At 48.9% G+C, this 14546-nt stretch carries 17 protein-coding genes; 1 reads left to right on the top strand and 16 read right to left on the bottom strand.

Annotation, left to right across the window (positions count from 1 at the left end):
• Positions 1-2: 2 nt before the first annotated feature.
• From DK430_RS08165 to DK430_RS13365, 14 genes are read right to left on the bottom strand one after another with little or no spacing between them, the layout of a single operon-like run.
• Positions 3-1238: an NAD(P)/FAD-dependent oxidoreductase gene (locus tag DK430_RS08165; protein WP_109078587.1), complete on the bottom strand. Its 1236-nt coding sequence runs from the start codon at positions 1236-1238 to the stop codon at positions 3-5.
• Positions 1225-3522 carry an MMPL family transporter gene (locus DK430_RS08160; RefSeq protein WP_109078586.1) on the bottom strand — a complete coding sequence of 766 codons (2298 nt, stop codon included), beginning with the start codon at positions 3520-3522 and terminating at the stop codon, positions 1225-1227. Before DK430_RS08160 ends, DK430_RS08165 begins: the two co-directional genes overlap by 14 nt.
• 6 nt (positions 3523-3528) lie before the next feature.
• Entirely contained in the window at positions 3529-4113 is a 585-nt protein-coding gene (locus tag DK430_RS08155; protein WP_109078585.1) for a LolA family protein, read from the bottom strand.
• A gap of 2 nt (positions 4114-4115) precedes the next feature.
• On the bottom strand, positions 4116-4556 hold the full coding sequence (locus DK430_RS08150; protein ID WP_109078584.1) for an acyl-CoA thioesterase: 441 nt from the start codon (positions 4554-4556) through the stop codon (positions 4116-4118).
• Entirely contained in the window at positions 4553-5479 is a 927-nt protein-coding gene (locus tag DK430_RS08145) for a lysophospholipid acyltransferase family protein (protein ID WP_109078583.1), read from the bottom strand. Before DK430_RS08145 ends, DK430_RS08150 begins: the two co-directional genes overlap by 4 nt.
• Positions 5476-6198 (bottom strand): glycosyltransferase family 2 protein, encoded by a 723-nt coding sequence (locus tag DK430_RS08140; protein ID WP_109078582.1) that lies wholly within the window; start codon positions 6196-6198, stop codon positions 5476-5478. The genes DK430_RS08145 and DK430_RS08140 overlap by 4 nt, the downstream gene beginning before the upstream one ends.
• Positions 6198-7544, bottom strand: a complete 1347-nt coding sequence (locus DK430_RS08135; protein ID WP_109078581.1) for an AMP-binding protein — start codon at positions 7542-7544, stop codon at positions 6198-6200. The genes DK430_RS08140 and DK430_RS08135 overlap by 1 nt, the downstream gene beginning before the upstream one ends.
• Positions 7541-8089 (bottom strand): COG4648 family protein, encoded by a 549-nt coding sequence (locus tag DK430_RS08130; protein WP_109078580.1) that lies wholly within the window; start codon positions 8087-8089, stop codon positions 7541-7543. Before DK430_RS08130 ends, DK430_RS08135 begins: the two co-directional genes overlap by 4 nt.
• 37 nt (positions 8090-8126) lie before the next feature.
• On the bottom strand, positions 8127-9794 hold the full coding sequence (locus tag DK430_RS08125; protein WP_109078579.1) for an ApeI family dehydratase: 1668 nt from the start codon (positions 9792-9794) through the stop codon (positions 8127-8129).
• Positions 9794-10045 carry an acyl carrier protein gene (locus tag DK430_RS08120; protein ID WP_109078578.1) on the bottom strand — a complete coding sequence of 84 codons (252 nt, stop codon included), beginning with the start codon at positions 10043-10045 and terminating at the stop codon, positions 9794-9796. The genes DK430_RS08125 and DK430_RS08120 overlap by 1 nt, the downstream gene beginning before the upstream one ends.
• Before the next feature lie 2 nt (positions 10046-10047).
• Complete coding sequence (locus tag DK430_RS08115) at positions 10048-10311, bottom strand: phosphopantetheine-binding protein (RefSeq protein WP_109078577.1); 264 nt, start codon at positions 10309-10311, stop codon at positions 10048-10050.
• Positions 10289-11071: a lysophospholipid acyltransferase family protein gene (locus tag DK430_RS08110; protein ID WP_109078576.1), complete on the bottom strand. Its 783-nt coding sequence runs from the start codon at positions 11069-11071 to the stop codon at positions 10289-10291. Before DK430_RS08110 ends, DK430_RS08115 begins: the two co-directional genes overlap by 23 nt.
• Positions 11056-11799, bottom strand: a complete 744-nt coding sequence (locus DK430_RS08105; RefSeq protein WP_109078575.1) for a beta-ketoacyl synthase chain length factor — start codon at positions 11797-11799, stop codon at positions 11056-11058. The genes DK430_RS08110 and DK430_RS08105 overlap by 16 nt, the downstream gene beginning before the upstream one ends.
• Positions 11800-11805: 6 nt before the next feature.
• Positions 11806-12225: a hypothetical protein gene (locus DK430_RS13365; RefSeq protein WP_239496803.1), complete on the bottom strand. Its 420-nt coding sequence runs from the start codon at positions 12223-12225 to the stop codon at positions 11806-11808.
• Positions 12226-12402: 177 nt separating this feature from the next.
• Between DK430_RS13365 and DK430_RS08095 the strand changes: the two genes are divergently transcribed.
• Entirely contained in the window at positions 12403-12828 is a 426-nt protein-coding gene (locus DK430_RS08095) for an excinuclease ABC subunit A (protein ID WP_109078574.1), read from the top strand.
• A gap of 99 nt (positions 12829-12927) precedes the next feature.
• On the opposite strand, the gene yigB is transcribed toward DK430_RS08095, so the two are convergent.
• Complete coding sequence (yigB, locus tag DK430_RS08090) at positions 12928-13641, bottom strand: 5-amino-6-(5-phospho-D-ribitylamino)uracil phosphatase YigB (RefSeq protein WP_109078573.1); 714 nt, start codon at positions 13639-13641, stop codon at positions 12928-12930.
• 12 nt (positions 13642-13653) lie between these two features.
• A complete protein-coding gene (xerC, locus tag DK430_RS08085; protein ID WP_109078572.1) occupies positions 13654-14544 on the bottom strand; it encodes a tyrosine recombinase XerC in 891 nt (296 codons plus the stop codon).
• Between the last annotated feature and the right edge of the window lie 2 nt (positions 14545-14546).

Below are 14546 nucleotides of genomic sequence, written 5' to 3'. Positions count from 1 at the left end.
TCTTAATCCTGCGTCGCCGTACCGCAAATTTCCGCTAAGGCCTTCAGGCGGGCGGTGGATTTCGCTACAAACGGATTTTCCGTATCCCACGCATAACCCGCTAAAATCGAGGACAACATTTGGCGAATTTCAGGTTGCGGGTTACGTGCATAAATTACGTCTTGGAAGGAATGATCGTACCAACCGTTCACATAAGTACGGAAGGCATTCACGCCGATCATCAACGGTTCGGCAAACTCTTTTTGCCAATCCACCACTTCACCTTTCAGCTGACGCGGGATAACGCGGCAAGCCAAACGGGCGGAATGCAGTGCAATGGTGACTCCTGAGGAAAATACCGGATCGAGGAACTCGGCGGCGTTACCCAATAAAGCGAAATGCTTGCCGTGCAAGGTCTTCACGTTGGCGGAGTAGCCTTGAATATTGCGATACGGGAACTCATTTTCCCAGTTTGCATTGGCTAAAATGCGTTTAAGCATCGGGCATTCCAGAGCAAATTTTTTCAACACGGTTTCATTGTCGCCGTCCAAGGTTTCCGGCAAGCCTACCACGCCGATGGAACAACGATTATCGGCAAAAGGAATTAGCCACAACCACACGTCACGGTGCACCGGATGGGTGGTGATGAGAATCTTATTACGGTCAAAATCGGGATCGCTGATGTTATCGTCAATATGTGTAAAACGGGCAACGCGCGCAGGCAGGGAGGACGGCGTTTCTAAATCCAATAGGCGCGGCAACACGCGACCATAGCCGCTGGCGTCCAGCACGAAACGCGCTTCAAGCTCGTATTCCGCACCATTTTCCGACCGCACTTTTAAGTGTGCCGCGCCACCTGAATTGTCTAAATTTAAAACTTCATGCCCGAAGCGTACTTCAACGCCTTTTTTGGCGGTTTCATCAATCAGAATTTTGTCGAAAATGCCGCGACGCACCTGATAAGTCGTGCCCGGTCCGGCGGTGAATTTATCGGTGAAGTCAAAATAGGTATAACGATTGCCCCAGGTAAATGCCGCCCCGTTTTTAAATTGGAAGGTCGGCTCCGCATTTACCGCGTCCACCAACTCCGCTTCGGCTAAAATGTCCATACAATACGGTAGCAGGCTCTCGCCGATGACAAAGCGCGGGAAATGTTGTTTTTCCAACACGCACACCTTAACGCCCTGTTTATGCAATAAAGACGCGGCAACAGAACCGGAAGGTCCTGCGCCGATAATCACCACATCAAATTGTTCCATTCGATTCTCCGGATTCACGCAATAGTTTAAAGGTAATGATAACGCTGAATAACACACCAAGACTCACACTCAACCCGAATGAAGCCACCGCCGGCGTGGAACTCAGCCCTAATAAGACAAAAGAAATCAGGGTTGTCGTTGCCGCCAATAATACCGCAATGTACTTACTGTATAAAGGTTCATTTGCAGTTTGCATATAGGCGGTGTAATCAATGCCGATAGCCGACACCAACAACAACCCGAACATGGTAAATAAGCTGATCGGCAACCCGAGCCAGCCGAAAATCGCCACCGTCATCACAATGGCGCACAATGGCGGAAGTAACATCCTGAACGTGCGCTTGGCACCGAACAAGCGCCACAGGAGCAGGCCTGCAAACACAAAGGACAACACTTTCAGCCATGCCGCCTGATCGCGGGTTTGTTGGAACGCCTGATTTAAATGCGCCCGTTTGTCCTGCCAGAAAATATCCTGTTGATTTGCCAGATGGGCGAGAGAAGCTTCATTTCCGTTCACCTGCACAATGCCCGCCACCTGATTTTCCGTCAATCTGCCCAAATAAAGCGGCTGCCAGGCTTTTCCGACGGTGGATTGCAAGGCTTGTTGCAGAGATAACGTCGGCTGTGAGCCTAATGCCTGCAACGCCTGTTGTAACGCTTCCGACGGCACGCCGATGTCCGTTAACACAGCATAATCCTGCGGTTTCAGCGTTCTCTTCAATTCCGTAATAAACTGTCGTTGTTGCGCTTCCGACATGATCCATTGGGAAAGGGCGCGATAAGGCACGTTCTGTTCATCCAGTTTTTCTGTCAGCGTCCGTTCTTTTTCCAACAAGGCATTGTCGTTGTCGGCAAGCACCAAGAAATAACGATTGCCCAAGTCCATGCCGGTCAGTTCGCCGATGTGTTTTGCCTCGTCTAACATGGCTTTCGGCATGGAAACCCATTGGCGAATATCGTCCCGCCATTGAGATTGATACAATCCGCCGCCGATAAAAATTATGCCCAACAACATCGGCAACGCACCGATTCGACGGGTAAAAAACGCGTCTAAAAACGACCGCACTTTGGGGTTAGGCGTACGCGGTTTGTTTTGATAACGACGGAATAAGGCGGGTAAAAAAAGCAAGGTGGCAAGCATCGCGGTGATCAACGCCGCAGCGGAGAAAAGTGCGGTCTGTTTTAACACCGGAAGCGCGGTGAAGCCGAGCAAACCGTAGCCCAGCAACGTCACAAGCAGGCTAATCAGAAAGGTAAAACGTAGCTTTTGCATTGCCTGCTCGCCGTTCCATTGCGGTTGGAAACGTGATGAGGCAAGCCAATGTAACGGAAAATCAATCAGCACACCGATGAGGCTGGTGCCGATAACAATGGTCAGGATATGAATTTGCCCGAACGCCCAAACGACAGCGGTTACGCCGCATAACATCCCCGCCAGAATCGGCAAAAACAACCACAGCACGCGTAACGTTCTAAAAACGACCAGTAGCAATAACAGCGTCAGGCTCACGCCGAGCGCGCTCATTAAGGTGCTTTCCCGCTCCGCTTTAACTTTCGCGTCAATAGCGAACAACGCCGCGCCGGTGGCTAATATGTCGCCCTGTTCCGTCGCAACGGTTTGGCGATTTTGCGCCAAAAGTGCGGTCAGATTTACCGACGGATTTATCAGGTTGCCCTGCTGCAACACAGCACGCAAGAACACCCAAGTTTTATCCTTCTCCGTGATGTAAAGCATGCCGTTTTCCGCATGCCATTGAATCCGGCCCTGCGTTTGCGCCTGCGGCAAAACGAATCTGCCGAAACCCGGCCAATCTTCATCTAAAGGAACCAAATGGGTTTGCGCGAACGGGCTCATGATTTGTTCCGCATAATCGCGAAAATAGTCCTGTGGGGCGTGAAGGAGTTGATGACGAACGGAGGGCGGCAAGGTGGCGAGGCGTAATTGCCTGATTTCCGTACGCAGAGCGGAAATATTCGGCTGCATATTGGCATCCACTTGCGCAAATAATCCGCTATCGCGCCACTGTTGCGCCACCAGCTCCGCCAGCTGAAACGCCTTTTGCGGTTCGGCATGCCCGATCAGGGAAACGAGTTGTTGATTGAGGCGTGCTTCCTGTTGTTCATCCGCCAGCAGTTGTTCCGTCGTCCAGCCCTGTTCTTGCGGTAGCAACGCGCGCAAATCCGTTTGCAACCAGCCGCCTTTTTGCACCGCATAGCCGAATAGCAACAATATCGCCATCAGAAACAGGGCATAGAGAAGAGAAAGTGCGGTGTTTTTTTTCATCGTTTTTTAGTCTAACGCCGATTGTGCAAACGCCGCTAAGGGCTGATTTTGTTGAATATGATCGAACCGAATATGGGTTTTATCGCCTTGTTTTTCGTTTAATACGATGGCTTTCACCACATCATCGCCTTGAATTTGAATGTCGGTAAAAATCTGTTTCATCAGTAACGAACTCGGCGTTAAAGTCAGTTGCCAGTTTTTTGCTTCGCCGGACAGCACCACGTGAAACTGCGATTTCAAACCGGAAATGTCGCCCGACAACAAACCGAGAAACAGATTGATTTGTTCCGTCTGTCCCATTTTGCTATTCGCCACCCATTGCTTGCCGTCCCACTGCATAATGCCGTCGGTTTTTACCCGCAGTTGGTTGGCAAATGGTTTTTCCATTTGCCACAACAAGCCTTTTTTAGCCAACAGGGTGAACTTGCCTTGAGTGGTGATGGGCTTGGCGAGGGATTTGAGAAAACGCTGCTGGGTGAAATTGCCCTGCACGTTTTGCGGGGTTTGTAACAAGGTGATTAATTCCGCTTCGGAGAAAGCGAACGTTAGCGGGCTGAAAAACAAAAGGCAGAGGGCGAAAATGTTACGCATGATTATTTCTCCGCCTGAAAAGTGCGGTGATTTTCCACCGCACTTCGCCAGCAAGGTGGGGTTTGCAGTTGCATTTCGCCGCTTTTGATTTCCACCGCCACTTGGGTGGTGCTGCCGCTGGTAAGTTTCTGATGGGTCGCCGCATCGCGAATCAGGTAATCAATGCGAATGCAGCTTTCGTATTCCACCAACGCCAGTTCCACCCGAATTTTCTGACGAAAAACGGTGGGTTTCACATATTTCAAATTCAGCTGCACCACCGGCCAGCCGTAACCTTTTTCTTTCATCACGTCGTAGGTGTAGTGAATTTCTTCCAAAAAGGCACAGCGCGCCATTTCCAAGTATTTCACATAATGGCCGTGCCACATGATGTTCATGGAATCCACGTCAAAAAATTGAATTTCATATTCGGAGGCATGATGACAATAAACGTGTTTTTTCATTCTGAATAATCCTCCCAGAAATCGTAAAAATTGAACCAATATAGCGGATTTTCTTCGCATTCTTTGGCAAGAATATCGGCGTATTGTTGCATGGCGCGGGCGATATTCTCGTTGCGCTGTTTGCCTCTGCCTTCAATGGGCGCGCAGAAATGACGTAATTTTAGATGATATTCGCCCCGTTTTTTGATACAAAATACCGTGTTAATCGGCGTTTTCAGCAGGCTTGCCAACAGCCACGGGCCTTGCGGAAAGGTTGCCGGCGAGCCTAAAAAATTCGCTTGCAGGGTTTTGTCGCCGCGCACCGGAATACGATCGGCGGCAATGGCGAGCCATTCGCCCCGTTCAATACGTTCGTTCAATTCCAGCATTTTCTGTGCATCTAAATCTTCCACCTGAATTAACGGCAAGGAGGTTGCTCCCGCTTTTTCGAGGGTTTCATTAAACGCCTGCGCATGGCGATTATGCACCAAAATGTTCAGCCGGAAATTGCCATGATGTCCGCTGTCCACCAGGGCGCGACAAATTTCAATATTGGCGAAATGGGAGCAAATCAGAATCTGTCCGCGTCCTTTGGCACGGATGTCGCGATACACATTATCGCTGTCGTCCAAAATCAAATCGGGATAGCGGATTTTTTTCTGCCACACGGCAAAGCGATCGGTAATGGCTTCACCGAACGCCAGGAAATGACGAAACAAGGCATAACGCGGCAAGGTCAGATGCGGAAAAGTTTGCTGTAACCGCTGATGATAACGACGAATGTGGCGGCGGGCTTTTTTAGAGGTGAGGAAAAAATAACTCACCACGATAAACGTCACGATGCGAATCACCCAAAGGGGGCAATATTGCACGATCAAACGGGTTAAGTTTAAGAAAAACTTACTGCCCCGCTCATGTTGCTGTGCCCAATGTTGTGAAGTCATATTTTCCGCCCCGTCAAAATACGCGACAGCATACCAAAAAATAAGCGCGTATGCAGTTTGCTGATTTGCCAATTATCGGCAACCCCGCGAAAATGGGAAATGCCGTCCGGTTCATAACGCACCGGCGTGTCCACCCACACCAGCGGGATTTGATGCCAATGGGCTTTGATTAAAATATCAATATCGAAATCCATGCGATTGCCGAGGGATTCCTGTTGCATAAGGGACAAAACGGATGCCAGCGGATACAAACGAAAACCGCACATGCCGTCTTTAATATCGAGAGAAAGCGTGTGAATAGCGTTCCAGAAATCGGTAATTTTACGTCCGTACAAACGCGCTTTGGGCGCGTCGTCGCTATAAATGGGACGACCGCAAATAAGTGCGGTGGGATTTTTGTGCATTTCTGCGATCATTTTCAGCACATCCGGCAAATGATGTTGCCCGTCCGCATCCACTTGCACGGCATGGCTAAAACCCATATCCGCCGCAAGACGAAAGCCGGTTTTCATTGCCGCCCCTTTGCCGCCGTTAGTGGAGCAATAATGAACGACAACCTCAGGCTGTTGCTGTAACGCCTGTAATACGCGCAAGTGATTTTCGGCGGAGCCGTCATCTACCACCAGTACGGGCAAATCGAAGGCGCGCAACTGCCGCACCACCTCGCCCACCGTGTCGGAATGATTATAATGAGGAATAATCACAATGACTTTTTGCATTAAAAATGTTCCTCTTTTTCCGTTAAAAACACCTGATTGAAATCATTTTTACCGATTTTTGACTGGCTGTTGCGCGGTAATTCCGTGGTAAACCGCCAAAAACGCGGCAAACCTGAGCGTTCCTGTGTTTGCATGAGGAAACTGCGTAATTGATTGACCAATTCATGACGTCCGAGTTGACGATATGCCGCGATGCCCGCTGCGTTTAAAGCCACCCAAGCCGCCGGGCGCAAATGTTGCGGATGCTGAGCCACGTAACAATCCGCCACCCATGAATGACGCAATAAATCCTGTTCGATTTTTACCAGGGAAATGCGTTTGTCACCGAATTTTACAATGCGATCCAAACGTCCGAGTAAATTGAATTTGCCATCGATCAGTTCGGCGGCATCGGCGGTTTGCTCGCGCTGATTGAGCCATTCGGACTGCACCCATAACGCGCCTTCGTCGTTTAATCCCACCCGCGTGAGCGGCGTCGGCTGCCATAACCCGTCATCGGCGCGAAAGGCGATGGCGCCTGTTTCCGTGCTGCCGTAACATTCGATCACCGTCGCGCCTAACTGCTCCCGTATGGCATTGCCCGTATGAGCGGGCAATACCCCGCCGGAAGAAATGATCCCCGCGAAGGAACAGCGTTTTAATTTTTCATCGGCTAAATTGAGTCGAGTCAGCAATGCGGGGCTACTAATCCAAAGCACCGCCTTCGCAGGCAGGCTTTCTTCAATGAGGTATTCCGGATAAGGCAACTGCTTGCGGGCAATGCTCCAACCCATGGTGAGCGGCAACATAATGCGATAGGACAAGCCGTAGTGATGTTGTGCCGATACGCTGGACACCAAATGAATCCCGTTGCCCGCAGGGAAAGGTAAGGATTGACGAATCGCCTCCGACTCCAGCCACATTTGCGCGGCGGTTTTCACCAGAATCTTTGGCTGCCCGCTGCTGCCGGAGGTTTTTAGCCAAATTTCCGTTTGATTATTCAGAGAAAAGTGCGGTCGTTTTTCCACGTATTTTGGCGTTATGCCATAATTGGCAAACAGCGCGTCGTCAAACAGAAAATCGGCATGTTCTTTAATCCATTGCTGATTTTCCGCCAGTAAATTGGGCGGCAACAAAATCCGCACGCCGGCATGAAAACATGCCAACATGGTGCAAGCAAACAGGGCGGCATCATCAAACCAGAACGCCACGGATTTCACCTTATCCTGCGCCAGCTGATCGGCAATTTGCCACGCACGTTCGTAAAAATCCGCCCATTGCCAATCCGGGTTGCGGGAAATCAGCGTTGTCGCTTCCCTTTGATTGGTTAAGAAATTGCGGTTATTCAATAAATTAGGGGTATTCATAGTGATTGTTGTTTTTTCACTTTTTGTCGAACCAGCCATTCGCCCGCCATCACAACACCGATGAAACAATAGGAAAGCACGCCGGTGTATAACGCCCAAAAATCGTAGTATTTCAGCCAGATTGCCGAAGCGGTGATGACAATATTAATGATAAATACGCCGCACCACAGTTGGGTGACTTTGCGCGTATAACGTACGCCTTGTTCACTTAAATCGGGCGTTTGCAGGCGGGCGAGACGCTCCACCACAGTTTGCCCGCGCCACAGGCTACCGCCGAATAAAGACAGCATTAAGCCGTTGATAATAATGGGATACCAAAACATGGTTTCCACGGAACGGGTGATACCGACGACAGCTAAAATCAACGCCATTGCCCAAGCAAAATAACGTTGCCCCTGTTGTTGAAAGCTCCCTTTCGCCGCCCATAATAGCGCCATAATCCAAGGCAGGTAAAACAACGGCGTTTGATCTTCGGCAAACAACCAAATGATGGGATAGGTTATGCCGGTGAGGCTAAGTAACACATTGATCAGAAATTTCATCATCTTTGTTCCATGTTGAAACCATGGACGGACATTACTGCTACGCCAAAGCCAACATCGCGACGCCGCTACAACAGATTTCATCGTTTACTTTTAACTGAAACGTGATTTTATCCTGCGCTTCATTGGCGAGCAGTTGCAAGACGAAAGTATCATTCGGACGAAGGAATTTTTGGAATTTCAGCTTATCAACCCGCCGGAATGAGACCTTGCGCCCGAGAAATTCATTTGCTTTCTCACTAATCCATTGCAATTCAATCACGCCCGGCACCAACGGAAAATCGGCGAAATGGTCTTTTAAATACACTAAATCCAACGGCACTTTGCCTGTCGCCTGATATTGCCGTTCGCTTTTTTCTGCACTAAACCAAATCGGTTCCCGTTGCGGCTCCACACAAGTGCGGTTAAATTCCAGCTTGTTTATTTTCGACTGGCTGTTGCGCGGCAGTTTATCGGTGAGACGCCAGAAACGCGGGATTGCTGTTTTATCCTGCGTTTCCGCTAAATACGTTTTGAATTGTTCGATAAGATAACGACGTCCTTTTTCACGAAAAATATCAATGCCTTGTGCATTTAAACCGACCCACGCCGCCAAACGGGCGACTTCCGGGTGTTGGGCAATATAGCAATCGTCCACCCAATCATGTTGTAGCAATTTGCCCTCAATGCCCGCAAGAGACGTGCGTTTATCGCCGATTTTCACAATGCGATCGCTACGTCCGAGCAAACGGAATCCGCCTTCCAGAAACTCCACCACGTCGGCGGTTTGCTCGCGGGCGGAAAGCCAACAGCCTTCAATCCATAATGCACCGTTTTGATCACTGCCTAATTGGCTGTTCGGCAAGGTTTGCCATAAATGGATGTCATCACGAATAGCGATAGGGCCGGTTTCCGTGCTGCCGTAAATTTCCACCACCGGTTGTTGCAACACTTGACGCATTTGTTCGGAAATATCTTCCGCCAAGGCACCTCCGGAAGAAATCACGCCCGTAATGCTTTTCGGCATGTTGGTGTTCGCCCAGTCGATTCGCGTTAACATGGCGGGGCTGCTGACCACCACCGTATGGGTGTTTTTTTGCGCTTCACTGATGATACATTCCGGATAAAACTGTTGTTTGCGTCCGATTTGCCAGCCGTTTACCAAAGACATCATAATGTGCACGGTTAAGCCATAAATATGCTGGATGCTGACGGTGCTTAACGCAGTGATATCATTGCCCGCCTTAAACGGCAATGCTTTCGCGAGCGCTTCTGCGCCAAGCCACATTTGTTCGGCAGTTTTGATGATCGTTTTCGCTTCGCCGGTGCTACCGGAGGTTTTCAGCCGAATTTCCGTCTGGTTGGCGTAATCAAAGAGCGGTCGATTTTGCGGGAGTTTTTCAATATGGAGGGATTGACCGAAGCGATCAAAATGTTCCGCCGTCGGTTGGTCGATGTCGCTGTCGGTAAGCCACAGATCGGCGTTTTCATTCACCCATTGCACGCTTTCGTGGGTAAAATTCGGCGGGAATAACACCCGCACATTGGCGTTCCACGCGGCTAAAAGGGTACAAGCCAGTTTAGCGCCGTCTTCCAACCAAACCGCAATAGCGCGAATTCGGCGCTGTTGCAATTCGGCGGCAATTTGGCGGGCTTTCCGCTCAAAATCGGCATAGCGCCATTCCGGATGATTGGCAATGAGGCTGTTATCGGTATATTTGAAGAACATTATTGTGCGTTTTGGCTCAGTTTCAGAACGGCTTTAACCACATCGTCCACGGTGCGCACATTGCGGAAATCCTCCGCTTGTAATTTGTGTCCGGTTTTCCGTTTAATGTGGTCGATTAAATCAATGGCATCAATGCTATCAATTTCCAAATCTTCATAGAGATTGGTTTCCGGTTTGATACGTTCCGGTTCAATTTCAAATAAAGATTCCAACGCTTCACTGAGCAAGGCGCGGATTTCCTGTTCGGTCATGGTTATACCTCACCTTTTTGGCTGCGGATAAATTTGGCTAATGTCGCGACGCTTTCAAAATGATCGCGCAGTTGGGTTTGTTCGCTGTCCAGTTGCAAGCCGAATGTTTTTTGCACCGCCAAACCCAACTCAAGGGCATCCACGGAGTCCAATCCCAAGCCGTCATCGCCGAACAGGGCAGTGTCGTTATCAATGTCTTCGATAGCAATGTCTTCTAACGCGAGGCTATCAATAATAAGTTGTTTAAGTTGTTGTTCCAGTTCCATTTTCGTTGTCCTTTGTCTGTGTGTTGAAATAATTTTCCAGATATTTGGTTAGACGGCGCGATGCCATGGGAATCGATTGTTCTTTCAGCCAATCCTGCGGATCAATATCGTCGCCCACAATCAATTCGTATTGAATGCGTTTATGCGGGATTTTATACCACGGCTGACCTTTTTTAAAATTCAGCGGATTCATGCGAATCACCACCGGGGTAATCACTTTGGCACTGCGTAAACCGATGGATACGGCACCGCGATTGAGTTTGACCTCACCGTCCCAACCTGTGCGGGTGCCTTCGGCAAACAACAGTAATGCCTCGTTCTGTAACACCTCATGGCTTTGTTCCAGTAATTCGACGGACTCCGTATTAGGCAGAAAACCGCAGGCTAAAATTTGGTTACGCATGGTGGGGTTATTCAATAATTCTTTTTTTACGATACAGTTTAATGTAGGCACTTTGCCTAAGATAAGCACGACATCCAATAAGGACGGGTGATTCGGCAAAATCAACTGCCCGGCGCGTCCGAGTTTCTCAAAGCCTTTATAGTTAACTTCCAATACGCCGGCGTAGGATAAATAACGAACGAAATAATACCAAATACCGCCCACAAAACGGCGGATTTTCAGTTGGGTTTGCAGGGTACTCTGTTTGCGTGCGTAAGGATACAACACGAGCTGAAGCAATGTGCCCGCTACACCCCAGAAAAGAAAACCGATAGCCGTGAAAAAAAAGCGGCGGAACCAATCTAGCTTTTCTGCCATAACCAAGTTCCCCCGGTGTTATTCGGCGTTTGCCATTGCGAACAATTAAGGTGCTGATTTTTCACCCATTCCAAGGCGGTATCCAAAATATCGACATTTTCAGGCACCGGATTCGTTAAGCTCAACTGATATTGCTCGCCGGCTTCAACAACCAATGCCAACGCATAGCTAAAAGGCTGACGTACGACCGGATACACATTGTAACGTTGTTCCAACGGCGATTCGGCTATCACTACCAACACTTTTTGCGCCCCTTCTTTGAGTAACAAATAGGCCTCCAGTAACGCCACTTCCAGATTATCTTTATTTGCCGTTAATGATGTGGTTTCCGCTTTAACCTGACGCAATTCAGACCATTGCCCGATAAGTGCATTATGTACCGATAAACTGAAAGACGTCGGCGACACATCGCCTTCCGTCAATAACGAATACCACAATGCAAAGTTACGATTAATTTCACTGTTTCCGGAGGCATACACTACCGGCAAATTGGATTGTTCTTCAACTAAATCCCAAGCGGCTTCAAAAAACAAGCGGGCGGAATCGCTTAAACGACGGCGTTTAAGCGGTGGCAAAAAGGCAAGTTTAGGCGCAAAATCGGCGAAATTAGCCTGATTTTGCTGCCAATGGGCATAACCCGATTTCCAATCGTCGGCACTTAACTGCTTATTACACACGATCTTCCAATCGGCTATGTTGAAAGAAAACTGACAAATAGTCTGTGTCATTACGGATTACTGAAATAATTGATTAATCATTAAGTCTGTTTGACCTTGTAAGCCCACTTGATCAACGCGATCTTTCTCATCGCCACGACGTTTATACGTCAGAAAACCTAAAGATTGCTTACTTGCAACATCCCGTAGATCCAATTTCGCTCGGGCGATAATACGGCTATTTCCTTTGACAGTGAAAAATAAAATACGATCACAATTGCCTTTTTCTTTTACGAATTCGGCAGAAATACCTTTATTCTTCAAACTTTTTTTCAACGCACCCACAAAGTCATCCGGCGCATTGTAGGTATTGCCTTTCAGGCAAAGGTGTTTCATGTTGTAATCGGAGGCATTGACGGGGCGAAGATCGGCAACGCCGGAAGAGCAGGCTGTTAAGCCGAATGCCGCCAAACAGACGGAAAGCTGGAATTTTTTCATAGCATCCTCGGGTTATTAACGAATAAAAACAAAAAATCAAAATTTGCCCAATTTTACCTAGGCTCCCCGCCGAAAGCAATTGGCGCACCGCAAGAAAACGCTATATATTCTTTGTTAATGGAATAAAAATGCTATACTTAGGACGCTTTTTATTTGTTCACTATTAAGGAGATGTTCATGAAACTGATGATGAAATTAGGTCTTGTCGCCGCCACCGTGCTGATTGCCGCTTGTGCCCCGCGTGATACTACCCACCATTATAGCATTCAAAGCGCATTGAATTCCCCTGAAGCACAAGGCGTAATCAATCCGAGCGTAAAACTTTACTTCGGCAAACCGGCGCCGGGGAAAGTGGTCGTCGCTAATGCGGTTACCAACAAAAAAACCAACGCGGCTAACAAATCCGATGAAAAAGCCTGCCAACGGGCTTTCTTGTCCGCCGTAAAACAATTACAGGACAAAGCACAAGTCTCCGGCGCCCGCAAAGTGGGTAACATCGTGAGTTATTACAAGAAAAATGTTTATAAAAGCACCAGCCAATACGAATGCCACGCCGGTCATCTTATCGGTGGCGTAGCCTTAAAAGGCGACATCGTGAAATAACAATAAGGAATGGACGGGAGGTCTCATATCCTCCCGTTTTATCAGAAAAGCTATTTTGAAGAAGGCTTACCAAAAACGTTGAAAAAAACGACCGCACTTTTACGCGTATAACGCCAACAGTTCCGCTAAATCCCCCATTTCCACCGTCGGTAAAAGACGCGCTTCGCTAGATTGTCGAACGGATTCCCCGCTTAAATTTAACCACACCGACTGACACCCCGCCTGTATCGCGCCCTGTACATCCGTCACGAGATTATCACCCACATGCAAAATCTGCTTGGGCAGCACATGAAAATAACGCGCGGTTTGTCGGAACAAATCTTCATGAGGCTTTGCCCGCCCATGTTCGCCGCCGCGCAATACCAAATCAAAGTCGTTAAAACCGATACGCGCAGGTTCCACGTTGCCGTTAGTAATCGCCACCAGTTTATAGCGGGATTTCAGCCGTTGCAGGATCGCAAAACTTTGGCTCGGTACGTCAATTTGATGGCGCCAATGGAGGAAATAATCCATGGCGGTTTGCGAAACGCCGGCAATTTCCACCGCACTTTTGCCCCGTTCTTGCAGCAACGCCTGCAAGCTGCGCAAACGCCATAAGGTGACATCTTCCGCCAGCAACGGGTTTTGTTGTGCGACAGCTTTCTTACGTTCCGTCCACATTTGCAGGGTGAAATCCGCAATGCCGCCATGTTGCCGCACAAAACCGACGAATTCCTGTTCCGCCGTGACGATCACTTGAGCATTATCATAAAGGGTGTCGTCCAGATCGAAGCTGATGACCTGAAAAGGCATTAAAGTGCGGTAGAATTTCATGGCGTTTTTCCTTTATTTTTTACGTTTCGCACGCGGATGGGCGGCATCGTACACATCGGCTAAATGTTGGAAATTCAGGTGAGTATAAATTTGCGTCGTGGATAAATTGCTGTGTCCGAGCAACTCTTGCACGGCGCGCAAATCGGAACTGGCTTCCAGCATGTGGGTGGCAAAGGAGTGACGCAGTTTGTGCGGATTCAAATGGCTGTTCAGCCCTTGCCGAATACCCCAGGTTTCCAACCGCATTTGAATGGCACGATGGGACATACGATTGCCCAGTTGGCTGACAAACAGCGCCTCGTCTTTCGGGTTAAATAACAACCGCACTTTCAGCCATTGCTGAATGGCGTGGGAGGCATAACGCCCAAGAGGCACGACCCGCTCCTTGTTACCTTTACCAATCACCCGCACTTCCCGCGCGCGAAAATTAATGCTGTTGAGATTCAGCCCTTGCAATTCCGACAATCGTAAGCCGGAGCTATACAACAATTCGATAATCGCCCGATCGCGAATATCAATGGGCTCTTTGCTGTCGTTGGCGAGTAACAGTTGAACCTGCTCGGTATCAATATTTTTCGGCAAATGCTTCGCCTGTTTCGGCGCGGAAATACCTGTCGCCGGATTGACTTTCAACTCGCCCTGCTGCACCAAATACGTGAAAAAACGGCGCAACGCGGAAAGGCGTAGCGCCAGACTTTTTTCTTTTAGCCCGTCCTGTTTACTGCTTTGCACCACCACATAACGAACCACACTTGCGCTGACCTGTTGCCACCGGGCAATGCCCGCTTCCTGCAAAATCGCCGAAATTCGCGTCAACTGGCGCTGATAATTGCTCAGCGTATGCGGGCTCACTTGGCGCTCAATGCGCAAATAGGTGAAGTATTTTTGCAGGGCGTTTTGCATAA

Source organism: Aggregatibacter kilianii (assembly GCF_003129965.1).
Lineage (GTDB): Bacteria > Pseudomonadota > Gammaproteobacteria > Enterobacterales > Pasteurellaceae > Aggregatibacter > Aggregatibacter kilianii_A.
The sequence above is the reverse complement of the archived record's forward strand: the minus strand, read 5'-3'. Positions and strand labels throughout refer to the sequence as shown.